Below are 21,861 nucleotides of genomic sequence, written 5' to 3'. Positions count from 1 at the left end.
ACGTGCCGGTGTTGTTGCGTCATTGCTACAGTCGCAGGAAAGGTGCAACATGGCGGCATGGTCTCGATGCCCGCGCCACCGCAGCCGCAGCCGCCGTACGCCACCCACGACGTCACCAACCAGCCGCCGCCCCTGACCCCGTACGACGCCGCCGAGGACGCCGCCCTGCTGGAGGGACTGCGCCGGGAGGGGGCGGGCTGGGCCGAGGAGGGCATCAGGCGGCTGGGGCTGCGCGCCGGCAGCGCCGAGGTGCAGGAGTGGGCCGAGCTGGCCAACGTCCACGAGCCGGTGCTGCGCACGCACGACCGGTACGGCAACCGCGTCGACGAGGTCGACTTCCATCCGAGCTGGCACCACCTGATGCGGGCCGCGGTGGCCGAGGGCCTGGCGGGCACGCCGTGGGCCGAGGACCGGCCCGGCGCCCATGTCGCCCGGACCGCCGGGGGCCTGGTGTGGGGACACACCGACGCCGGGCACGGCTGTCCGACGTCGATGACGTACGCGGCCGTGCCCGCGCTGCGGGCGCAGCCGGACCTGGCGAAGGTCTACGAACCCCTGCTGACCGGCCGCGAGTACGAGCCCGGCCTGAAGGTGCCGACCGAGAAGCGGGGCCTGCTCGCTGGCATGGGGATGACGGAGAAGCAGGGCGGCTCCGACGTCCGTACGAACACCACCACGGCGACGCCGACCGCCGAGGAGGGCGTGTACACGCTGCGCGGGCACAAGTGGTTCACGTCGGCGCCGATGTGTGACGTCTTCCTGGTGCTGGCGCAGGCCCCGCAGGGGCTGTCCTGCTTCCTGGTGCCGCGCATCCTGCCCGACGGCAGCCGCAACACCTTCCGCATCCAGCGGTTGAAGGACAAGCTGGGCAACCGGTCCAACGCCTCCTCCGAGCCCGAGTTCGACGGGACCGTCGCCTGGCTGGTCGGGCCCGAGGGCCGCGGCGTCAAGACGATCATCGAGATGGTCAACTGCACCCGCCTGGACTGCGTGATGATGTCGGCCGCGCTGATGCGCAAGACCCTGGTCGAGGCCGGCCACCACGCGCGTCACCGCAGCGCTTTCGGGGCGCGGCTGATCGACCAGCCGCTGATGCGCAACGTGCTGGCCGATCTGGCGCTGGAGTCGGAGGCGGCCACCACGCTCGCGCTGCGACTGGCCGGCGCGGCCGACCGCGCGGTGCGCGGGGACGCGGAGGAGACGGCGTTCCGCAGGATCGCCACGGCCGTCGGCAAGTACTGGGTCACCAAGCGGGGTCCGGCCTTCACGGCGGAGGCCCTGGAGTGCCTGGGCGGCAACGGCTACGTGGAGGAGTCGGGCATGCCCCGTCACTACCGCGAGGCGCCGCTGCTGTCGATCTGGGAGGGTTCGGGCAACGTCAACGCCCTCGACGTGCTGCGGGCGCTCCGGCGCGAACCGGCCACCGCCCAGGCCCTGTTCGGCGAACTGGCCCTGGCGCGGGGAGCGGACGCCCGGCTGGACGCCGCCGTCGCCCGGCTCGAAGGTCTGCTGGCCACGGGCTCCGAGGCCGGCGCGCGCCGGCTGGTGGAGCTGATGGCCCTGACGCTGCAGGCCGCCCTTCTGGTCCGGCACGCCCCGCCCGCCGTCGCCGACGCCTTCTGCGCGACCCGGCTGGGCGGCGACTGGGGACACGCCTTCGGCACGCTGCCCGACGGGGCCGCCCTGAACGCGATCCTGGAACGCTCGCTGCCGCAGGGCTTCTGACGCATTGTTGCTTCTGAGCCTCCGGGCCGGCGGGCCTCCGGGCCTCCGGGCCTCCGGGTCGGCGGACCTCCGGGCCTCCGGGCCTCCGGGTCGGCGGACCTCCGGGTCGGCGGACCTCCGGGTCGGCGGACCTCCGGGTCGGCGGTGCCGCAGGACGTGCTGCGGCACCGCCGACCCGGCCCGCGGGGCGCCGTCGACCGGCACCGCGCCGCGTGCGGCCGGCGGGCCGCGGTCAGCTCGTCTTGCGTCCCCACAGGGGGCCGAAGCGCGCCCACTCGGCGTCCCACTGGTCCATCCGGCGGCGTTCCAGGCGGCCCCGCAGGACGCGGCCGCAGGCCAGGGGCGCCATGGCGGCGCTCACCCCCACGAGGGCGCCGATCAGCGAGGCCCGCAGCCTGGCCTGCGAGACGGTGGCGGGCTCGGCCACCAGGCGGCCCTGCGCGTCGGTCCACACGCTGACGGTGCTGCCGGCGGCGCTGCCGGGCCGCACCCGGACCCGGCCCGTGTGCGCCGAGCCGTCCGGTGCCGTCCAGCGCACCTTCCCCCACACCTGCTCGGGGTTCGCCGCGCCGGGGTGCGCGGGTGCCGCTCCGGGCGCCTTCTCCGCCAGCCGTGCCACGACCGGACGCCACTCCGCGCGCTCCCGGGCCAGCCCGTCCTCGACGGACCCGGTCGCCGTCAGACCGGCCAGCACCCCCGCCAGGACGGTGAGCACCCAGGTGCCGAGCACCACCCAGGCCTCCACCGCGTCGGCGCGGCGCCTGAGCGGGTTGCGCCGCCAGCGCCACAGCCACACCTTCGGACCACGCAACGCCATCGAAGGCACCCTCCTCATGAGCGCACGACCCTCCCCCGACCGCCTTCCCATACGGGCGAGGTTCCCCGGATGCTCAGGCCGAGTCCCCCGGCTCGCGGGCCGCACACGCCCGCCGCCCGCCCGAGCGCCGTCACCGAAGCGCCCCGCCGCCAGTCGCTTCACGCCGGAATCACCGCCCCCACCTGCGGTGACGCCGTTCGGCGGGGTGACTGTCAGTGGCGGGGTGCAGACTGATCGCGATGGAGACGAAGACGTCCCGGAGGTGATCGGCATGACCGAGGTACTGCTCGCTGTGGGCACACGAAAAGGCCTGTTCATCGCGCGCAGGCGGGGAGGCGCCTGGGCGTTCGACGACAGCCCGTACTTCAACGCGCAGGCCGTGTACTCGGTGGCCATCGACACGCGCGGCGACCGTCCGCGGCTGCTGGCCGGCGGCGACAGCTCGCACTGGGGTCCGTCGGTGTTCCGCTCCGACGACCTCGGCCGCACCTGGACCGAGCCGTCCCGGCCGGCCGTCAAGTTCCCCCAGGACACCGGCGCATCGCTGGAGCGGGTCTGGCAGTTGCATCCGGCCGCCGCGGAGCCGGACGTGGTGTACGCGGGCACGGAACCGGCCGCGCTGTACCGCTCGGAGGACCGCGGGGAGAGCTTCGAACTGGTCCGTCCGCTGTGGGAGCACCCCACGCGGTCGCAGTGGGTGCCCGGCGGGGGCGGCGAGGGCCTGCACACCGTGCTCACCGACCCGCGCGACCCGCGGTCGGTGACGGTCGCCGTCTCGACGGCCGGCGTGTTCCGCACCAGCGACGGCGGCGCGAGCTGGTCTCCGTCCAACTCCGGGGTGTCGGCGGTGTTCCTGCCGGATCCGAACCCGGAGTTCGGCCAGTGCGTGCACAAGGTCGCCCGGGACGCGACGGCCCCGGACCGCCTGTATCTGCAGAACCACTGGGGTGTGTACCGAAGCGACGACGCGGGCGGGCAGTGGACGGACATCGGCGAGGGCCTGCCGTCCACCTTCGGTTTCGCGGTCGCCGCCCACCCGAGCCGCGGCGACACGGCGTACGTGTTCCCGATCAACGCGGACTCCGACCGGGTGCCCGCCGGCCACCGGTGCCGGGTCTTCCGCACCGCGGACGCGGGCCGGAGCTGGGAGCCCCTGTCGGCGGGCCTGCCGCAGGAGGACCACTACGGCACCGTGCTGCGCGACGCGATGTGCACCGACGACGCCGACCCGGCGGGCGTGTACTTCGGCAACCGCAACGGCGAGGTGTTCGCGTCCGCCGACGACGGCGACAGCTGGCGGCAGTTGGCGTCCCACCTGCCGGACGTGCTGTGCGTGCGGGCCGCGGTGGTGGGATGAGCCGCACGGGGGGACCACACGCTCTCGGCCAAGGGTTGATCACCGCTGCCCGTACGGCAGTAGGGTGACGCCCGTGGCATCACGACCGTTGCACGAAATCGTCGAACCGGGCTGGGCGAAGGCCCTCGAACCCGTCGCCGGACGGATCGCCGAGATGGGCGACTTCCTGCGCGCGGAGATCGCCGCCGGACGCACCTATCTCCCGGCCGGACCGAACGTCCTGCGGGCCTTCCAGCAGCCGTTCGACGAGGTCCGGGTCCTGATCGTCGGACAGGACCCTTATCCGACACCGGGACACGCGGTGGGGCTGTCGTTCTCCGTGGCGCCGGAGGTGCGTCCGCTGCCCGGCAGTCTCCTCAACATCTACCGCGAGCTGACCACGGACCTGGGAGTGCCCCAGCCCTCCAACGGCGATCTGACGCCCTGGACGCGGCAGGGAGTGCTGTTGCTCAACAGGGCGCTCACCACCGCCCCGCGCAAGCCGGGCGCGCACCGCGGCAAGGGCTGGGAGGAGGTCACCGAGCAGGCGATACGCGCCCTGGCGGCGCGCGGCAAGCCGCTGGTGTCGATCCTGTGGGGCCGCGACGCCCGCAACCTGCGTCCGCTGCTCGGAAGTCTCCCGTCGGTGGAGTCCGCCCATCCCTCCCCCATGTCGGCCGACCGCGGCTTCTTCGGCTCCCGGCCCTTCAGCCGGGCGAACGATCTGCTGATCAGACAGGGCGGACAGCCGGTGGACTGGCGCCTGCCGTGAGCGGTCGCGGTCCGGCCGGCTTCCTCGCCGTCGACTCCGGGGGTTCGGGACTGCGGGTCGTCGTGGGGACGGTGGACCGCGGGGAGCTCGGACGGCGGGAGTCGCGCGCGCCGGTGCGCACCGGCGCCCGGGGCATCGAACCGGGGCACCTGATGGAGCAACTGGTGCCCATGGTGCGGGACTTGACCGCCGAGGCCGGGATCGCCGCCCCGGCCACGGCAGTCGTCGGCGCCGCCGGGTTCGCCACCCTGGGCGCCGCGCTGCGCGCGGAGCTGCCCGCCGCGCTGGGGCGGGAGTTCGGCGTGCGGACGGTCGCACTGGCCGCCGACGCGGTCACCGCGTACGTCGGCGCCCTCGGACCCCGGCCCGGTGCCGTGATCGCCGCCGGCACGGGGCTGATCGCCATCGGCACCGACCTGACGCGCTGGCGGCGCGCGGACGGCTGGGGGCATCTGCTGGGCGACTGCGGCAGCGGCGCCTGGATCGGGCGGGCCGGACTGGAGGCGGCGCTGCGCGCGTACGACGGCCGGCCCGGCGGGTCCGCCCGGCTGCTGGCCCGCGCCGAGGAGTCGTTCGGACCCGTGCCGGAACTGCCGGGCAAGCTCTATCCGCGCCCGGACCGCCCCGCCGTCCTGGCCTCCTTCGCACCCCAGGTGGCTGCCTGCGCGGACGGCGACCCGGTCGCCGCGGACGTGCTGCGCACGGCGGCCCGGCACATGGCGGACTCGGCCGCCGCCGTGTGCCCGGCCGACGGCGAGCCCCAAGTCGCCCTCACCGGCGGCCTGTTCAAGATCGGAGACGCTCTCCTCGTACCGCTGCGGGAGGAGTTGTCGACGCTGCTGCCGCACGCACGCCAGGTGCCCGCCGCCGGCGATCCGCTGCGGGGCTGCGTGCGGATGGCGACGGACCTGGCGGCCGGCGCGCTCCCACTGCCGAGCGACGAGGCACTGTTGTCCGTAGTGACCGCAATGGGAGACTGATCCTTGTGGTGCGCAAACCGCCTGGTTCGCACGGGGATCAGCGGTGATCCGCACGTAAGTCATCAGACAAAACCGGACGGATACCGCTCACCTGCACCCTCCCCGAACAGAGGAACCCAGGAAGCCAGTAACATGCGGCGCCATGAGCTCCCCCACTGGGCCCGCGTCCGGCCTGCCAGTACGAATGCCGCGCCCCCGCCAGCCCGGGCGGCACCGTCGCCCCGAACCCGTGGCGGCTCCCGAGGGCGCGCCCGCGCTCGTCCTCGCGGTGCCGGGCGCGCCCGGCACCGCCACCCGCGGCCTCGCCGAGGAGGTCGTGAGCATCGCCCGCTCCGAACTGCCCGGCCTGGACGCCAGGATCGGCTACCTGGACGGGGACGACGCGGACTTCCCGACGCTCCAGGCCGTGCTCGCGCACGCCGGCGAGGAGCGCACGGCCCGTTACGAGCAGGCCAAGGCCGCCGGTGAGGACGTCAAGGAGCCCGACGGCCCCGTCGCCGTCGTCGTGCCGCTGCTCGCCGGACCGGACAGCGCGCTGCTGCGCCGGATCCGCCAGGCCGTGATGGACAGCCGCGTCGCGGCCGACCTGACCGACGTGCTGGGCCCGCACCCGCTGCTGGCCGAAGGACTGCACGTGCGCCTGTCCGAGGCCGGTCTGGCACGCGCCGACCGCGCTCGCCTGTTCACCGTGGCGACCGCGGCGGACGGCATCATCCTGGCGTCCGTGGGCGGCGACGAGGCCGTGCAGGCGGCCGGGATCACCGGCATGCTGCTCGCCGCGCGCCTGGCCGTGCCGGTGATGGCGGCGGCCCTGGACCAGGACGGCTCCATCGCCGACGTCGCCGAGCAGCTGCGGTCCTCCGGCTCGCAGCAGCTGGCGCTCGCGCCGTACCTGATCGGGCCGGAGATCGACGCGGGCCTGATCGAGGAGGCGGCCAAGGAGGTGGGCTGTTCCGCCGCCGAGGCGCTCGGCCCGTACCCGGCGATCGGCAAGCTGGCCCTCGCCAAGTACACGTCCGCGCTGGGCATCGCCCCGCAGCAGCCGCAGGGCGCGCCGGTCCGCTGACCCGCACGCCCCACGGCCGGAAAGACCGAAAGGGCCTGCTCCGCGCCAGGAGCGGGCCCTTCGGCGTCGGCGGCCCGCACCGGACGGAAGCGGCAGCGGCAGGCCGCAGCCTCCGACGGACGGCCGAGGCCCGGCGGACGGCGGAAGCCCGGCGGACGGCGGAAGCCCCGCGATCGACCGGATCCTGACGGTCAGCCGAGGCTCGGCGGACGAACAGGGCCCGACGGTCGGCTGACGCCCCACGGACGCCCCGCGCCCGACGAACGGCCGGCGCCCCACGGACGCCCCGCGCCCAACGAACGGCCGGCGCCCCACGGACGTCCCACGCCCCGCCGGCGGCTCAGCCGAAGACGACGCAGGACGCGGCCGGTACCTCAAGTGAGCCCCGGCGGTGTGGCAGTCCGGTGGCCGGGTCGACGGCGAACCAGACGACCCGCCCGGAGTGCTCGTTGGCGGCGTACAGGTATCCGGCGTGCTCGGTGAGCGCCCGCGGCCAGCGGCCGCCGCAGGGCACCGTCCCGAGCAGCCGCAGCCGTTCCCCGTCGACGGCGAACGCGGACAGCACGTCCTCGCCGCGCGTGGCGGTCCACAGGAAGCGGCCGTCGGGAGAGACGGCGATGCCCGACGGGTAGGCGTCCCCGGCGGGCGCGGCGGGCAGCACCTGCGTCTCGGTCAGCGGCTGGAGCGAGCCGGCGGCGGCGTCCCAGCGGCAGGCGGTGACGGTGGGCGTGAGCTCGTTGACAACGTAGGCGTGCTCGCCGTCCGGGTGGAAGGCCAGGTGGCGCGGTCCCGAGCCGGGGCGCAGGGCGATCTCCCGGTGCACTTCGAGGCGGCCGTCGCGCAGGGCGCACACGCGGACGGAGTCCGTGCCGAGGTCGACACTGACGGCCCACCGCCCGCTCGGGTCGGGCTGCACCTGGTGGGCGTGCGGGCTCTGCTGACGGTGGACGTGCGGGCCCGAGCCGGTGTGCCGGAGCACCCCGGACGCGGCCGGCGCGAGGGTGCCGTCGGCGCGCACGGGAACGGCGGTGACGCTGCCGGAACCGTAGTTGGCGGTCAGGACGTGACCGGCGAAGAGGCTGAGGTGCGTCGGCCCGCTCCCGTCGACGGGCACCGGCGGCCCGGCCTGTTCGAGCCGGTCGCCCCTCACCCGGTACGCGGCCACCGCGCCGCGGGTGGTCTCGCTCACGGCGTACAGCGCCTCCCCGCCGGGCGCCACCGCCAGATACGAGGGGTCGGGCAGGCCGGCCGTACTGCTCAGGCAGGTCAGCGCGCCGGTGTCCGGGGCCACGGCCGCCGTCACGATCCCGGGACCGCCGGCCGCCGTGAACGACCCGATGAACGCCCGCCGCGTGCTGCCGTCCGCCACCGCTGTGTCCCCTCTCGGTCCTGTGCCGTCCGGGGGTGACGGTAGCAGCCGGCCGGTCCAGGTCTAGACCAGACGTTCTGACATCCTGGCCCCATGAGCGGCCTGGGCGGCGTATCGGTCATCTTCGACCTCGACGGAACGCTGGTGGACAGCGAGCCGAACTACTACGAGGCGTCGCGCCGGCTGCTCGCCGCGCACGGCGTCCCCGGCTTCACCTGGCCGGACCACGAGCGGTACGTCGGTCTCAGCACGTGGGAGACGCTCGGGCTGCTGCGGACGCGCTACGGCATCCGCGCGCCCCGCGCCGAACTGCTCGACGAGCTGAACGACCGTTACCTGGAGCTGGCCCGTCTCTGCACGCCCGCCTACCCGGAGATGCGCACGTTCGTGAAGCTGCTGGCCGGCGAGGGTGTGCCGATGGCCGTGGCCTCGGGGTCCTCGCCCGGCGCGATCGAGGCGGTGCTGGCCGGCACCGGGCTGGACGCCTGGCTGCGCACCGTCGTGTCGGCCGACGAGGTCGCCCGCGGCAAGCCCGCGCCGGACGTGTTCCTGGAGGCGGCCCGACGGCTCGGCACGCCCCCGGCCGACTGCGTGGTGGTGGAGGACGCGGCGCCCGGTGTCGCCGCCGCGCACGCCGCCGGGATGCGCTGCATCGCGGTGCCCTACCTCGCCGAGCAGGCCGACGCCCCCGAGTTCGCCACCGCGGGACTGCTGCTGCGGGGCGGCCAGTCGGAGTTCACGGCCCAGGGGGCGTACGAGTGGCTGGCACGGTCCGTTTTGTCCCCGTGACCTGGTACTCGGGCTCCGGGACCGCATTGACGTGGGCATCCGGGTCACTGAGCATGGCGGGGCCGGTCGATGATCTCCGCGTCCTGGAGGACGCTCATGGGTTCTGCCGCCTTGCTCGTCGCCAACCGCGGGGAGGTCGCCGTGCGCGTCCTCAGGGCCGCGGCGGAGGCCGGGCTGCGTACCGTCGCGGTCTACGCCGACGGCGACGACGCGCACACGCTCTCGGCCGACGAGGCGGTGCGGACGAGCGGTTACCTCGACGCGGACGCGCTGCTCACCGCCGCGCGGGAGACGGGCTGCGACCATCTGCACCCGGACTACGGGTTCCTGAGCGAGGACGCCGGTTTCGCGCGGCGGCGCGCCGAGGCCGGGATCACCTTCGTCGGGCCCTCCCCCGAGGTGCTGGAGGTCTTCGGGGACAAGGTGCGGGCGCGGGCGCTCGCCGTGGAGGCGGGCGTGCCGGCCTGCCGGGCAGCGGGGGTGCGACGGGCCCCGAGGAGGCGCGTGAGCTGCTGGCGGGCGGGCCCGTGATGATCAAGGCGGTCGGCGGGGGCGGCGGTCGCGGCATGCGCGTCGTGCGGCGGCCCGAGGAACTGGACGAGGCCTGGGAGCGGTGCCGTTCGGAGGCCCGGCAGGGTTTCGGGCGCGCGGAGCTGTACGTGGAGCGGCTGCTGGATGGCACCCGGCATATGGAGGTGCAGGTCGTCGGCGACGGTCTGGGCGCCGTCACCCGGGGCGGGGCGGCCGGTGCGCAGGCCGGGGCCCCTCGCGCGGGGTCACGAGCGGCGGCGGGGCTTTCCGCGCTTCGGGGTCTTCGCGCCGCCTGTGCCCGTCCTCGGGTTGCGGCCCGCCGTCCTGCCCGTGGCCTTCGCCGGCGCGGGCTTGCGGCGGGCCGCGGGCTTGTCGGCGCGCTTGTCCTTCGGGGACTCCTCGGCGGTCCTGCGGCCCCGGGAGCTGTTGACCGTACGGCCGCGGACGATGCCGATGAAGTCCTCGACCAGGTCCGTGGTGGCCTCCTCCGGCCAGGACAGGGCGACCTCCGAGCGGGGCGCGTCGACGACCGGCCGGTAGGTGAGGTCCCTGCGGTGGTGCAGGCGGGCCAGCGACTGGGGGACGACGAGCAGGCCCACGCCCGCGGCGACCAGCTCGACGGCGTCGGCGGTGGTGGCCGGGCGCTCGAACGCGGGCTCCCCCGGCGGCCGCTCCCAGCCGAGGACGTCGTCGAGCGGGTGGAAGACCACCTCCTCGGCGAGGTCGTCGAGGGTGACCTCGTCGGCCGCCGTGATCACATGGTCCTTGGGGACCACGACCACCGTCGTCTCGGCGTAGAGCGGGATCGCGCTGAAGTACGTCCGGTCGACCGGAAGTCGGACGAATCCCGCGTCGGCCTCACCGGCGCGCAGGACACCGGCCGCCTCGGTGGCCGCCACGGCGACGAGGGTGAGCGGGATGCCGGGCAGGCGCTCGTTCCAGATCCGCACCCACTTGGCGGGCGTCACCCCCGGGACGTACGCAAGCCGGAACTCAGGGGATGCCTCGGTGCCTGTCACGCCAGCCAGGTTACCGGCCGTGGTCGGAGGTCCCGCACCCGATCGATACCCTGGGCGTCATGAAGTCGCACCAGACCGCCCAGACCATGAAGCCCGCCACCGCGGCGAAGAAGCTGGGTGTGTACCTCGAGGCCACCCCTGCCGAGTTCCGGGAGGGGCCCGTCTCGCGCGCCCGCCTCGACGAGTTGCAGGCCGATCCGCCCGAGTGGCTGCGCGAGCTGCGGGCCAAGGGCCCGCACCCCCGTCCGGTGGTCGCGGCGAAGCTGGGGGTGTCCATCGCCGGGCTGGCCCGCGGCGGCGTCACCGAGCCCCTCACCACCGAGCAGATCGAGGAACTCAAGCGGGAACGCCCGGAGTGGCTGGAAAAGGAGCGGGCGACCCAGGCCGAGGTCCGCAAGGAGGCGGCCCGCATCAGGAAGCGGAACGCCGAGCGCGCCGCCGGTTCCTGACACCGCCCGCCACCACGTTCCGTCACCGTCGAGGCACCTCCCGTGCACCTGACGGTCCGTCAACGGAAAGGTCACAAAAGCGTATCGGACATTCCGCACTCCAATCTTCACACGAGGCGCACAAGTTGGCTAAGTTGACGCCCAGGCTGCTCGACTGCCTCCGGCGAACCGCGCCGGGTCGGGCGGCCTCCGCCGAGTCCGGTGCGCCGCGTGGCAGCCGGAGCCGGGAACCCGACCGAACGACTGGGGTTGATCGGCCCGACCGCCCGTAGGGGCAGGGCCGTAGGGCAAGCCTTCCGAATCGACCGCCCGAACCCTCTCCCAGGGCCTGACGGCCCGGGAACCCCCGCCGCTGACCCGGTAGGCGGAGTACGGAAGGAGTACGGCTCCCATGGCGCCGGAACGCACCCCGCGCGCGGGCGGCCTCGGCCTCCCCGGTATGCGCGACTCCGCTGTCGCAACGGCCGACTCGACCTCGGTGGCCCTGTTCTCGCAGGCCGCCGACGCCGCGCTCGGAGCCGACGGTGACGGCCCGAGCCGCGAAGAGGTCCAGCAGCGGGTACGCATGCTGTACGACCGGGCCGAGAGTGACACCGGAACCTTCAACGCGACGCGCGCGATGACGGCGCGGACGCGCGGGCGTGCCGCCTCGGCGGGCGGCGAGGGGCGCAGGCGTACCGATCCCGCCCTGGACGAGGTGGCGCGGAAGTGGTTCGACGTGGTGCGTGCGTCACTGGGTCCGACGGTGCCGGCGGCGCTGCCGGCCGGGCGGGCGCCGGCCCGCCCGGTGCAGTCGAGGCCCGCGCGTCCGGCGGCGGCCGCCCTGGAGCGCGGGCGTGAGCAGCGGCCCGTCGCGGAACTCCCGGCCGGACCGGCCTCCCGCCCGGCGGCGGAACTGACCGCGCGGCCCGCGGCCGCGCTTCCACCTCTGCCCGGGCCCCGGACGCAGGCCGCCCCCGACCTGCCCGCGACCCGGCCCTCGACGGGCGGCACGCAACAGCAGTGGCCGGACCCGACGGCGACCGGTTCGCTGACGATCTCACCGGACCCGACGGCGACCGGTTCCCTGGGGATCTCACCGGACCCGACGGCCAACGGTTCGCTCCAGACCTGGACCGACACCACCACGACCGGCACGCAGCAGACCTGGGCCGGCGCCCTGACAACCGGCACGCAGCAGAGCTGGCCGGCCGCCACCCCGGCCGGCGCACAGCAGCCCTGGACGGACACCACCGCAACCGGAACACAGCAGAGCCGGCCGGACACCGCCCCGGCCAGCGCACAGCAGGCTCTGGCCGGCACCCCGACGACCGGCACACAGCAAAGCTGGCCGGCCACCGCCCCGGCCGGCACACAACAGCCCCTGGCCGGCACCCCGGCAACCGGCACACAGCAAAGCTGGCTGGGCACCCCGTCGGCCGCGTCACCGCAGGCCATGGCTGGGGTCGCGTCGGCCGCGTCGCCGCAGGCCGGGGCGGGAGTCGCGTTGCCCGCGTCACCGCAGGCCGGGGCGGGAGTCGCGTTGCCCGCGTCACCGCAGGCCGGGGCGGGCGCCGGGTCGGCCGGGGTGCGGCAGGCCGGGCTGGGCGTGGCCAAGGAGCGGAACCGGCGCAAGCTCGCCGCGGCCCGCGAGTCGCTGGCCCGGTACGCGGTCCCGCAGGCCGCGCCCGTCGCGGCGATCACCTCCGAACCCGCCGCGGCCCCGTGGACCGACCCGGCGCAGCAGGCCCGCCACGCGGAGGAGGAGCGGCGGCTGCTTCAGCCGAGCGTCCTCGACACGGGCGTCCTGCCCGTCGCCGCCGCCCCGGAGACCGGCCCCGTCACCAAGGCCGAGCGGGCGGTCGCCTTCGCCCGCGCGCAGATCGGCAGGCCGTGCCTGTGGGGAGCGGCAGGCCCGGGGTCGTACGACGACGCCGGCCTCACCCAGGCCGCGTGGAAGGCCGCCGGGGTGGCTCTGCCGCGTACCGCGTCCGAGCAGGCGAACGCGGGCACGGTGGTCCCGCTCGCCGAGGCCCGGCCCGGTGACCTGATCTTCTTCAACGACCAATTCACCCACGTCGGCCTCTGCACCGGCGGCGGCACGATGATCCACGCGCCGGGCCCGGGCACCTACGTGCGCGAGGAATCGGTCTTCTACGCGGGGGAGTCGGCGATCCGCATCGCGGTGCGCCCGGCGTAACACCCTCCTGTGCCGCGCGGGCCGCCGGTCCCCCGTGCCGGCGGCCCGCGCGGGGTCCGCGCAGCCGCGCGCGGACGGCAATCGCCCACGCCGCAGCCGTGTCCACGAGGCGTGATGACACGTTCCGGATGTCGCCCACCGGCCGTCGGGTCCGGGGGCGGAGGCCGGGCCCCCTCCCGCCCGGCCTCCCCCGCCGTGGCCGCCGCAGCGCCGATGTGCTGGAGTTCATCCGAGAACGTCGCTGTTGCTCGGTTGAAGTCTGAGCAATGCTTGACGACGCCGGTATGGGTACAACTGCGTACGCGGCGGACGAGCGGAGAGGGAACGTGGCACAGGGGCTGGGCGAGGCCAGGGCCTACGAGCGCATGCTGTCGGTGGCGGTCGCCGCGCTGCACGAGCGGCAGCCGGAGCGGCTGTGGCCGTTGCTGACGGCCGCGCTGCCCGGCCTGTGCGGCGGCGAGACTCTGGTCTACAAGCTGGACGACTGGAGCGAGCGCGCGGGCACGGTCGGCACGTCGCCCGGGGTCGCCGCCGAGTTCGACCGGCTCGGCGAGGAGGACATGGGCGTCCTGCGGGCGGGGTTCCCGTTCGCGCGCCATTACGAGAGCGGTCCCGACCGGTCGCCGCTCACCGCCCGCCGCGCGGCCGGCCGCGCCTGGTCGTCGAGCCGGACCGCGCGTCTGATCGGCGACGTCATGGACATGGACCACGTCCTGGCGATCCCGCTGCCCGGGACGTCGGACCCGATCACCGGGTGCATGGTCTACCGCTCCGGCACGGACTTCACCGACGACCACCTGCGCATCGCCGGTCAGATGCAGCCGCTGCTGTCGGCCGTCGAGCAGCAGCGGCAGCTGCTGGAACACTGGCAGCGGTCGGCCGGTCCGGGCGGCGCCGCGGGCTCGCCGCGCGAGGCGGCCGAGTCCTGTGCCCTGACACCCCGCGAGACGACCGTCCTGCTGCTGCTCGCGGACGCCCTGACCGCCGCCGCGATCGGCCGACGGCTCGGCATCTCGGACCGGACCGTGCACAAGCACGTGGAGAACATCTACCGCAAGCTCGGCACCCGCGACCGCATCAGCACGGTGCTGCGCGCCCAGCGGCTCGGCCTGATCCCGGCGCCGTCGCTGCCCGGCTAGGACGGCTGTCACGGAAAGCCGTCCGCCGCTGCCCGAAGGGCGGCCGACCGGTGGGCGGGCCCGGGCGGCCGGTGGGCGGGCCCGGCGGCCGATGGGCGGGCTCAGGCGTCGGGGGCTGCGAAGGGGCCGTCGGCGGTGAAGGCCAGGGCGGCGAAGCGTTCGCCGATCAGGCGGTGGGTGGCGGCGTCCGGGTGGAGCTGGTCGGGCAGCGGGAGTTCGGCTGCGTCGGCCTCGCCGTAGAGCGCGCGGCCGTCGAGGTGGTGCAGGTTGGGGTCATCCGCCGTCCGCTGCGCGACGATCCTGGCCAGTTCCTCGCGGATGACGTTCAGGGTCAGCTTCCCGCTCGCGCGCTCCGCCGGGTCGCCCATGGCCACGAACCGCAGCCGGCCGTCGGCGAGGTCGGGCGCGGCGGGACCGGGGGTGTCCTCGTGCATGGGGCACAGGATCGGCGAGACGACCAGCAGCGGGGTGGCGGGGTGGCCCTCCCGGATGGTGTCGAGGAAGCCGTGGACGGCCGGGGCGAAGGCGCGCAGGCGCATCAGGTCGAGGTTGACCAGGTTGATCCCCAGCTTGACGCTGATCAGGTCGGCGGGGGTGTCACGCATGGCGCGGGCGGTGAAGGGGTCGAGCACCGCGCTGCCGCCCAGGCCCAGGTTGATCAGCTCCACGCCGGCCAGCCGGGCGGCGTGCGCGGGCCAGATGCCGGTGGGACCGGCGGCGTCGGAGCCGTGGCTGATCGAGCTGCCGTGGTGCAGCCACACCCGACGGCCGCGGTCCGGTACGGGTTCGACGGGCGCGTCGGTGCGCAGGGCGACGAGTTCGGTGGTCTCGTTGTGCGGCAGCCAGATCTCGACGTCCTTGTCGTGACCGGGCAGGCCGGTGAAGACCAGGGTGGCCGGCGTTCCGGGCCGGTGCTCGGTCGTGCCGGTCACCATGTCGACGGTGAGGGTGTTGCCGCCCGTCGACTCGGCGCGGCCGGCCGGCCGTCCGTCGACGAGCAGTTCGTACACGCCGTCGGGGCGGGGCGGGGCGCCGACGTAGACGCGTTTGGTGCGCAGGGCGTCGAGTTCGACGGCGGTGGCCCGGGTGCGGAAGGCCAGCCGGACGCCGGAAGGCTGGGACTCGGCCATGGCGAGCTGTGCGTCGGTGTTCTGGGCGCGGGCCCGGGCGGGCAGCCGGTGGGGCAGCAGGCCTTGCTCGGTGCGCTCCACGTCGAGGGCGCCGCGCAGGAGGTCCGCCGTGATGGGCGTGGTGGTCCAGTTGTCAGTGGTGTGCATCGCCATTGCCTCAGCCTGTGGGTCGCGTCGGGAAAAGGGGTGCCGGGTCCTGGCCCGGTCAGGTGGCGGGCGGCCAGTTGCGCAGCACGGTGTCGAGGGCGTCGAGGATCCGGGTCCAGGTCTCCTGGGTGTCGGGGGCGCTGTGGCTGAACCCGCCGCCCAGTTCGAGGCTGACGTAGCCGTGGAAGACGCTGCCCAGGAGGCGGACCGCGTGGGTCTGGTCCGGTTCGGCGAGGTCGTAGCCGCGCAGGATGGCCCGCGTCATCTGCGCGTGCCGCACGCCCGCGCTCGCCGCCGCCGTCGCCGGGTCGAGTCTGAGCTGGGCCGCCGCGTAGCGGCCCGGGTGTTCCCGGGCGTAGTCGCGGTAGACGTCGGCGAGGGCGGTCAGGGCGTCCTTGCCGGCCCGTCCGGCGAGCGCGTCGGCCGCGCGGTCGGCCATCTCCTCCAGCGCGAGCAGGGCGATCCGGGTCCTGAGGTCCTGGGAGTTGCGCACGTGCGAATACAGGCTGGCGACCTTGACGTCGAACCGGCGGGCGAGCGCCGAGACGGTCACCTGCTCGAACCCGACCTCGTCGGCCAGTTCGGCACCGGCCTGCGTCAGGCGTTCCGCGGACAGCCCCGCGCGGGCCATGGGCATCCCTTCGGTCGACGGCAGTCTGCCTAATATTTTTAGGCAGACTAGCACGTCCTTTAGGGAAGTCGGTGGTTCGCGGCCAGGAGCGGGCGGACGCGGCATCGCCCCATGCCGCGTCCGCCCACCCCGCGTCTGCCCGCGCGGCGTCGGATCACGCGCGGCGTCGGATCACGAGCGGCGTCGGATCACGAGCGGCGTCGGATCACGAGCGGCGCTTGTGGGTGGCGGCGAACGCGTCGGCGGCGGCGAGGTCGAAGTCGCCGTGATCGCTGCCGAGTCCCCGCGCGACGAGGGCCGCGGCGGCGCTGCCGAGGACGGCTGCCTCGCTCAGGGGGCGTCCCAGGCTCACCCCACGCAGGTAGCCGGCCGAGAACGCGTCGCCGCAGCCGGTGGTGTCGACGACGTCGATGTCGAAGGCCGGCACGGACCGCGTGCCCTGCGCCGTCACCAGCAGCGCGCCGTCCGCGCCGCACGTCACCGCGACGGCGCCCGCGCCCGCGTCGAGGAACTTCTTCGCGCCGGTCACGACGTCGGTCTCCTCGCTGAAGCCGAGGACCTGGTCGTCGTTGGGCAGCAGGTGGTCGACGTACGGCAGCACCGCCTCGATCTGGTCGAAGGTGCCGAGTTCGCCGGGCGCGAGGAGGTCGACGGAGGTGACCACGCCGTGCTCCTTGGCGTGCGCCAGGACGCGCGCGGCGACGTCGGCGCCGATCAGCTCGGGGCCGCCCAGGTGGAGGTGGCCGGCCCCGGCGACCGCGTCCCAGGGCACGTCGTCGAGGCCGTAGGTGATGTTGGCGCCGAGGAGGTGCAGGGAGGGGCGGTCGCCGTTGGGGCGGATGGGCAGCACGCTCGCGGAGGTGGAGGTGTCGGGGCGGCGGACCAGGAGCCCGGTGTCCACGCCGGCCCGCTCCAGCAGCAGCAACAGCAGGTCGCCGGTGGGGTCGGCGCCGATCGCCCCGGCCGTGCGCACCGAGGCGCCCAGCTTGGCGAGGGTGAGCGCGGTCCCGGCGGCCGTCCCGGCGGCGGTCAGCCTGATGTCCTCGACGAGGGTCGCGCCCTGCCCCTGGGGTATCTCCTCCACCGGCCGCACCAGCACGTCCAGTACGTGCACGCCCATCGTGACGACGTTCATCGCTGTCCCTCCTGCGCGGGTGGTACGGGGTGGGTGGTGCCGTAGTCACGGGCGAGCGCGGCCTCGATCACCGCGAGCTGCTGCCCTTCGTCCAGGACGCGGGGCCGGCCGAGCGCGGCCGCGCGCTGGTAGACCCCGCACGCCCACTCCAGCAGCAGGGCGTGCTCGACCGCCTTGTCGAGGCTCGGCGCGTGGGTGAGCGCGCCGTGGTTGGCCATGAGGGCGGCGCTGCGGCCCTCCAGCGCGGCGACCACGGACGCGGCCAGCTCCGGGGTGCCGAAGGTGCCGTACGGCGCGACCCGCACCGAACCGCCGAGGGCGAGCAACTGATAGTGGAAACAGGGCAGTTCGTCGAGGACGCAGGCCAGGGCGGTGGCCATCGGGGCGTGGGTGTGGACGACGGCACCGGTGCCGTAGCGCCGGTAGACACCGAGGTGCAGGTCCAGCTCCGAGGTCGGCTCCAGGGTCCCGGCCACGACCCTGCCGTCCAGGTCGACCACGGTCACCTGGTCCGGGGTGAGGCCGGCCAGCACCGCTCCGGTCGCGCTGACCGCGACCCGCTCCCCCACCCTTACGCTGACATTCCCGGCCGTGCCTATGAGCAGACCCTCGGCCCCGAGGCGGCGGCAGGCGGCCGCCACGGCGGCCCGCTCCCGGTCGGGGGCCGCGCTTGAGTCGGTCATGAGCGCGACCGTAGCCTAAACCTGAAACAAAGTCACGTTCACATTCGGGAGGTTGTTCTCGTGGGAGAGCCCACCGCGGGTCTCGACGGAGTCGACGGACTCGAAGGGGGCGCTCCGCTGCGCCGCAGACCCCAGCAGGCGCGCAGCAGGGCGCGGTTGGCCCGGGTGCTGCAGGCCGCGGAACGCGTCCTGGTCGAGGAGGGCGTCGAGGCGCTCACCACGACCAGGGTGGCCGCGGAGGCGAAGGTGTCCATCGGGTCGCTGTACCAGTACCTGCCCGACCGTGACGCGATCATCGACGCCCTCGCGGCCGGGTACTTCACCAAGCTCGAGTCGGTCATGGACGGCTTCGCCGAGTCCGCGGCCGCGCAGCGGTGGGAGGACCCGGTGGGGGTGCTGGTGGACGCCTTCGCCGCGCTCTACCGCTCGGAGCACGGGTTCCGGGCGCTGTGGTTCGGCAGCGGCCTGACCGAGCGGACCCGGGCGGCGGACCGCGAGCACAAACGCCGCATGGCCGACGGGCTCCGCCGGGTGCTGCTCGCGCTGGGCGTCGCCGACGGCGAGGCCCTCGCCCGCGCCTGCCACGCCGCGGTGCTCGCCGCCGACGCGCTCTCCCAGGAGGCCTTCCGCCGGGACGCCGAGGGCGACGCGGGCCTGCTGGAGGAGGCGAAGGTCATGCTGCGCGGGTACCTCGCCGCTGTCGTCGAGCGCGGCCCGGGCCGGTAGACGGCTCTCCGCCGCACCCCCGGCCCCCGCCGCACCCCGGCCTCCACCGCACCCCGGCCTCCACCGCACCCCGGTCTCCACCGAACCCGGGACCGGGACTGCCTTGACGACATGTCAATAAAACGTTCGAAGCCTACGCGGAACAATCACCCCGCGAGGTCTCTTGTCCACCGGGCTAGGATCTCGGTATGACGCACCGACCGGCCCCCTCACACCCCGCCGCACCGTCCTCCTCCGGGCAGGGGGTGGCCTGAGATGGCCGGTCTGCGCGAAGCCCAGAAGCAGATGACGCGGAAGCTCCTGCTGAGCACGGCACTGGAACTGTTCCGCACGAAGGGGTACGCGGCCACCACGGTCGACGACATCGCGGCCGCGGCGGGCACCACACGGGTGACGTTCTACGCGTACTTCCCGTCCCGCAGCGACCTGATGCGGGCGCTGATCGGCGAGCTGAACGAACTGCTGGAACGCATCGCCTCCCCCACCCACGGCTCCACCGCGCGCGATCTGGTCGCGGTCGTCGCCGACGGCAGCCGTCAGTCGATCACCCGGTGGCTGCTGGACATCTCCAGCCGCTGGGACACGGCCCGCCCCTACCTCAACGCCGCGTTCGAGGCGGCGGCCGCCGACCCGGAGCTGCGCGGGCTGGTGGACGCGTGGATCGAGGAGGCCATCGGCGACGTAGAGGACGGCCTCGACCAGGCCGGACGCTTCGCGCCGGAGAGCCGCCACACGCGGGGCGTGCTCGCGATCGCCCAGCTCGACCACGCGGCACGCAACTGGACGCGGGAGCGCTGGGGCACGGAGCGCGAGCAGCTGATCGAGGTGCTCGCCGACAGCTGGGTCGGGCTGCTGGGCAGCGACACCGAGGGCTGACAAAGACCCGCCGGGTCCCCGGCTGCCGCGGCGGCGGACCGTCGGTCAGCGCGCCGGCCGCCGCCCGCCTGCCCATCCCCACAGGACCACCGAGCACAGCGCCGCGAACGCGCACCAGGTCGAGACGAACTCCAGACGCCACAGCGCCCAGCAGACGGCCGCGCCGGCGCCCGCGAGGACGCCGAGGACGCGCAGGCGGCGGTCGCCGGACAGCAGCAGCGCGCCCACGGTCGCGACGAGGTACCCCGCGACGAGCAGCTGCGCGTGCGGCAGGCCGAGGGCGTAGCCGACGGTGTGCCCGCGGATCTCGGCCCGGACGGGACGGGTCGCGAGGGCGTACGCCAGGGCCGCGGCGGTCACGGCGCCGATCACGGCCGGGACGACCAGCCGGCGCGGAGCCCGGCGCGGCGCGGCGCACAGCACGCCGGCCGGCACCCACACCGCCAGCAGGGGCAGGGCGATCACCGCCCAGGCGACGGTGGCGGGGCCGGAGCCCCCGCCCGCGTGCCAGACCGCCGCCTGGACGAGCTGGTGGGCGCCCAGCAGCAACGGCAGCGCGGCCAGCGGCAGGTCGCCGGCCCGGCGCGTGCGCGCCACCGAGGCCACCCCCACGGCGGCGATCCCGGTCCCCGCCACGAGGTCGGCCGTCGCACTCCAGCACATCGCGCCACCCAGGGTCGGACCGTCACGGGCTCTGGCCCCGCATCATGCCCCGCCGGCCGGACCCGACAGCATGTTTCCGGCCGGACCGCCGTCCGGGCCGCCGTCCGGGCCGCCCTCCGGACCGCCGCCCGGCCCCGCCGGTACCGTTGCCGGTGAACGCGAGAAGGGCGCAATCCGCGCGAAACCTTGATTTCGCCGCCCGATTGTTCGATAAAGCTCTCGTCGGCCCGAGGCTCGGGGCAGGGGCAGGGGCACCGGCCGCGGGCGCGCTGCCCGTCCGTCCCGAGGAGGGTTCCCCGTCCGGCCGGACAGGTACGCTCCTCGCGATCGTGACGGACAGTGGGCGATCGTCCCCGTACGACGGCAGGGGAAGGCATGTCACAGCGCAGTGACCTCCGGCGGCGCAGGGCCACGCTGGAGGACGAGTGGTCCCGTTGGGTGCCGCGGCTGAAGCAGCCCGCGCCCGCGCGCCGGTCCGCCGCCGACGGCCCGCTGCGGCCCGAGGTCACCGAGTCGTGGCTGCGCTCGCTCGGCAGTGTGGACCCGTGCCGGGACAGCGCCCCGGTCGCCGACACCCGCTCGGTCGCGGAGCGCTGGGCCGCCTCGCCGCTGCGCAGGCCGGTCGACGACCTGTCCGACGAGCTGCACAGCATCGCCGACGACGCCGGGTTCGTCACCGCGGTGACCGACGCCTCCGGCACCATCCTGTTCACGCGGGGCGGGCAGACCATGCGGCGGCGCGCGGAGCGGGTCAACTTCGCGCCGGGCGGCCGCTGGGACGAGCCGGACATGGGCACCAACGCGCTGTCCCTCGCACTGCGCACCGGACGCCCCAGCACCGTGTTCTCCGCCGAGCACCTGGTGTCGGCCCTGCACGGCTGGGTCTGCTACTGCGCGCCGGTGCACGGCCCGGACGGCCGGGTGCTGGGCGTGCTGGACCTCTCCACCACCTGGGACCGCTCGCACCCGCTGGCGATGTCGACGGTGCGCTCGCTGGTGTCCGCCATCGAGGGCAGGCTGCGCACGGAGGCGCCGGCGCCGGGCGCCGCGCAGGCCGCCACGAGCGCCGCGCCGGCCGCCCCGGTGCGGCTGCGCTGCCTGGGCGCGGAGCGGGCCGACCGGGCGGGCGCGCCGCTGCCGCTGCGTCCGCGCCAGCTGGAGATCCTGACCCTGCTCGCGCTGGAACCGGACGGCTTCACGCCGGAGCGGCTGCGCGAGGCGCTGTACGGGGACCGGGCGGTGACCGCGTCCACGTTCAAGGCGGAGATCTCCCACCTGCGGCGCGCCCTCGGGGGCGGCGTCGCGGCCCGCCGCTACGCGCTCACCGCGCCCGTCACCTGCGACGCGGTCGACGTGCTGCGTGCCCTGGAGCGCGGCGACACCGGCACCGCCCTCACCCACTACCGGGGCCCGCTGCTGCCCCGCTCCGAGGCGCCCGGCATCGTGGAGTATCGGGCCCAGCTGGAGGTCGCCGTGCGGGAGGCGGTGCTCTCCAGCACCGGTCCCGAGCACGCACTGCGCTACGGCGAGCGCGCCCCGTACGACGCCGAGGTGCACGAGCACGCGCTGCGCCTGCTCGGCCCGCACGACAGGCGGCGTCCGATCGCGGTGGGCCGGCTCAGCACCGCCCTGCGCGACTGACGTCTCCGCGCCAACCTCGCGCCAACCTCCCGGGGTCACAGTGAGCGGCGTCACGGCG

At 75.0% G+C, this 21,861-nt stretch carries 21 protein-coding genes and 1 pseudogene; 14 read left to right on the top strand and 8 right to left on the bottom strand.

The annotated features are described in order from the left end of the window. The first annotated feature begins 57 nt into the window (after nucleotides 1-57). Nucleotides 58-1,725 carry an acyl-CoA dehydrogenase family protein gene (locus ACH4ZX_RS01235; RefSeq protein WP_398265556.1) on the top strand — a complete coding sequence of 556 codons (1,668 nt, stop codon included), beginning with the start codon at nucleotides 58-60 and terminating at the stop codon, nucleotides 1,723-1,725. Nucleotides 1,726-1,957: 232 nt separating this feature from the next. Here the strand turns inward: ACH4ZX_RS01235 and ACH4ZX_RS01230 are convergent, their stop codons facing one another. Next, a complete protein-coding gene (locus tag ACH4ZX_RS01230) occupies nucleotides 1,958-2,542 on the bottom strand; it encodes a hypothetical protein (RefSeq protein WP_398265553.1) in 585 nt (194 codons plus the stop codon). A 271-nt stretch (nucleotides 2,543-2,813) separates the two neighbouring features. On the opposite strand from ACH4ZX_RS01230, the gene ACH4ZX_RS01225 reads away from it, so the two are divergent. The 4 genes from ACH4ZX_RS01225 to ACH4ZX_RS01210 all read left to right on the top strand — a co-directional run bounded on the left by ACH4ZX_RS01225 (nucleotide 2,814) and on the right by ACH4ZX_RS01210 (nucleotide 6,696). Beyond that, nucleotides 2,814-3,899 (top strand): WD40/YVTN/BNR-like repeat-containing protein, encoded by a 1,086-nt coding sequence (locus ACH4ZX_RS01225; protein WP_398265550.1) that lies wholly within the window; start codon nucleotides 2,814-2,816, stop codon nucleotides 3,897-3,899. 73 nt (nucleotides 3,900-3,972) lie between these two features. Further along, nucleotides 3,973-4,650, top strand: coding sequence for a uracil-DNA glycosylase (locus ACH4ZX_RS01220; protein WP_398265547.1), 678 nt, complete (start codon nucleotides 3,973-3,975; stop codon nucleotides 4,648-4,650). Next, on the top strand, nucleotides 4,647-5,630 hold the full coding sequence (locus tag ACH4ZX_RS01215) for an N-acetylglucosamine kinase (protein WP_398265544.1): 984 nt from the start codon (nucleotides 4,647-4,649) through the stop codon (nucleotides 5,628-5,630). Before ACH4ZX_RS01220 ends, ACH4ZX_RS01215 begins: the two co-directional genes overlap by 4 nt. 142 nt (nucleotides 5,631-5,772) lie before the next feature. Further along, the gene (locus tag ACH4ZX_RS01210; protein ID WP_398265541.1) at nucleotides 5,773-6,696 is read left to right on the top strand and encodes a sirohydrochlorin chelatase; all 924 of its coding nucleotides are present in this window, start codon (nucleotides 5,773-5,775) and stop codon (nucleotides 6,694-6,696) included. A gap of 340 nt (nucleotides 6,697-7,036) precedes the next feature. Here ACH4ZX_RS01210 and ACH4ZX_RS01205 read toward each other — a convergent pair whose 3' ends face one another. Beyond that, the gene (locus tag ACH4ZX_RS01205; protein WP_398265538.1) at nucleotides 7,037-8,065 is read right to left on the bottom strand and encodes a lactonase family protein; all 1,029 of its coding nucleotides are present in this window, start codon (nucleotides 8,063-8,065) and stop codon (nucleotides 7,037-7,039) included. A gap of 93 nt (nucleotides 8,066-8,158) precedes the next feature. On the opposite strand from ACH4ZX_RS01205, the gene ACH4ZX_RS01200 reads away from it, so the two are divergent. The 3 genes and pseudogenes from ACH4ZX_RS01200 to ACH4ZX_RS01190 form a co-directional block, all read left to right on the top strand. After that, nucleotides 8,159-8,854 carry an HAD family hydrolase gene (locus tag ACH4ZX_RS01200; protein ID WP_398265535.1) on the top strand — a complete coding sequence of 232 codons (696 nt, stop codon included), beginning with the start codon at nucleotides 8,159-8,161 and terminating at the stop codon, nucleotides 8,852-8,854. Nucleotides 8,855-8,950: 96 nt separating this feature from the next. Then, entirely contained in the window at nucleotides 8,951-9,385 is a 435-nt protein-coding gene (locus tag ACH4ZX_RS01195; RefSeq protein WP_398265532.1) for a biotin carboxylase N-terminal domain-containing protein, read from the top strand. After that, nucleotides 9,385-9,522, top strand: a pseudogene (locus ACH4ZX_RS01190) (hypothetical protein); the annotation flags it as partial. The gene ACH4ZX_RS01195 and the pseudogene ACH4ZX_RS01190, both read left to right, overlap by 1 nt. Before the next feature lie 108 nt (nucleotides 9,523-9,630). Here the strand turns inward: ACH4ZX_RS01190 and ACH4ZX_RS01185 are convergent. Next, nucleotides 9,631-10,404 (bottom strand): LysR family substrate-binding domain-containing protein, encoded by a 774-nt coding sequence (locus ACH4ZX_RS01185; RefSeq protein ID WP_398265529.1) that lies wholly within the window; start codon nucleotides 10,402-10,404, stop codon nucleotides 9,631-9,633. Between the two features lie 59 nt (nucleotides 10,405-10,463). Here ACH4ZX_RS01185 and ACH4ZX_RS01180 point away from each other — a divergent pair, with 59 nt between their 5' ends. The 3 genes from ACH4ZX_RS01180 to ACH4ZX_RS01170 all read left to right on the top strand — a co-directional run bounded on the left by ACH4ZX_RS01180 (nucleotide 10,464) and on the right by ACH4ZX_RS01170 (nucleotide 14,171). After that, complete coding sequence (locus tag ACH4ZX_RS01180) at nucleotides 10,464-10,853, top strand: DUF5997 family protein (RefSeq protein ID WP_398265526.1); 390 nt, start codon at nucleotides 10,464-10,466, stop codon at nucleotides 10,851-10,853. Between the two features lie 391 nt (nucleotides 10,854-11,244). Beyond that, nucleotides 11,245-13,032, top strand: coding sequence for an NlpC/P60 family protein (locus tag ACH4ZX_RS01175; RefSeq protein WP_398265523.1), 1,788 nt, complete (start codon nucleotides 11,245-11,247; stop codon nucleotides 13,030-13,032). A gap of 365 nt (nucleotides 13,033-13,397) precedes the next feature. After that, nucleotides 13,398-14,171 carry a LuxR C-terminal-related transcriptional regulator gene (locus ACH4ZX_RS01170; RefSeq protein WP_398266653.1) on the top strand — a complete coding sequence of 258 codons (774 nt, stop codon included), beginning with the start codon at nucleotides 13,398-13,400 and terminating at the stop codon, nucleotides 14,169-14,171. A gap of 101 nt (nucleotides 14,172-14,272) precedes the next feature. Here the strand turns inward: ACH4ZX_RS01170 and ACH4ZX_RS01165 are convergent, their stop codons facing one another. From ACH4ZX_RS01165 to ACH4ZX_RS01150, 4 genes are all read right to left on the bottom strand, one after another. Next, entirely contained in the window at nucleotides 14,273-15,448 is a 1,176-nt protein-coding gene (locus tag ACH4ZX_RS01165) for a GDSL-type esterase/lipase family protein (protein WP_398266650.1), read from the bottom strand. A gap of 58 nt (nucleotides 15,449-15,506) precedes the next feature. Further along, nucleotides 15,507-16,079 (bottom strand): TetR/AcrR family transcriptional regulator, encoded by a 573-nt coding sequence (locus ACH4ZX_RS01160; protein ID WP_398265520.1) that lies wholly within the window; start codon nucleotides 16,077-16,079, stop codon nucleotides 15,507-15,509. A 205-nt stretch (nucleotides 16,080-16,284) separates the two neighbouring features. After that, nucleotides 16,285-17,214 carry a carbohydrate kinase family protein gene (locus ACH4ZX_RS01155; RefSeq protein ID WP_398265517.1) on the bottom strand — a complete coding sequence of 310 codons (930 nt, stop codon included), beginning with the start codon at nucleotides 17,212-17,214 and terminating at the stop codon, nucleotides 16,285-16,287. Then, a complete protein-coding gene (locus ACH4ZX_RS01150; protein ID WP_398265514.1) occupies nucleotides 17,211-17,897 on the bottom strand; it encodes a class II aldolase/adducin family protein in 687 nt (228 codons plus the stop codon). Before ACH4ZX_RS01150 ends, ACH4ZX_RS01155 begins: the two co-directional genes overlap by 4 nt. 60 nt (nucleotides 17,898-17,957) lie before the next feature. On the opposite strand from ACH4ZX_RS01150, the gene ACH4ZX_RS01145 reads away from it, so the two are divergent. Together ACH4ZX_RS01145 and ACH4ZX_RS01140 are read left to right on the top strand one after the other, a co-directional pair. Continuing rightward, nucleotides 17,958-18,623 carry a TetR family transcriptional regulator gene (locus ACH4ZX_RS01145; protein WP_398265511.1) on the top strand — a complete coding sequence of 222 codons (666 nt, stop codon included), beginning with the start codon at nucleotides 17,958-17,960 and terminating at the stop codon, nucleotides 18,621-18,623. A gap of 255 nt (nucleotides 18,624-18,878) precedes the next feature. Further along, the gene (locus ACH4ZX_RS01140; protein WP_398265508.1) at nucleotides 18,879-19,499 is read left to right on the top strand and encodes a TetR/AcrR family transcriptional regulator; all 621 of its coding nucleotides are present in this window, start codon (nucleotides 18,879-18,881) and stop codon (nucleotides 19,497-19,499) included. A 45-nt stretch (nucleotides 19,500-19,544) separates the two neighbouring features. Here ACH4ZX_RS01140 and ACH4ZX_RS01135 read toward each other — a convergent pair whose 3' ends face one another. Then, nucleotides 19,545-20,162 (bottom strand): DUF6629 family protein, encoded by a 618-nt coding sequence (locus tag ACH4ZX_RS01135; protein WP_398265505.1) that lies wholly within the window; start codon nucleotides 20,160-20,162, stop codon nucleotides 19,545-19,547. Nucleotides 20,163-20,537: 375 nt separating this feature from the next. On the opposite strand from ACH4ZX_RS01135, the gene ACH4ZX_RS01130 reads away from it, so the two are divergent. After that, complete coding sequence (locus tag ACH4ZX_RS01130; protein WP_398265502.1) at nucleotides 20,538-21,803, top strand: GAF domain-containing protein; 1,266 nt, start codon at nucleotides 20,538-20,540, stop codon at nucleotides 21,801-21,803. Nucleotides 21,804-21,861 lie beyond the last annotated feature (58 nt).

Origin of the sequence: Streptomyces sp. NPDC020490 (genome assembly GCF_044335305.1) — a bacterium.
In the GTDB taxonomy this organism is placed as follows: Bacteria; Actinomycetota; Actinomycetes; order Streptomycetales; family Streptomycetaceae; genus Streptomyces.
This window is presented reverse-complemented; position numbering and strand designations above follow the sequence as displayed.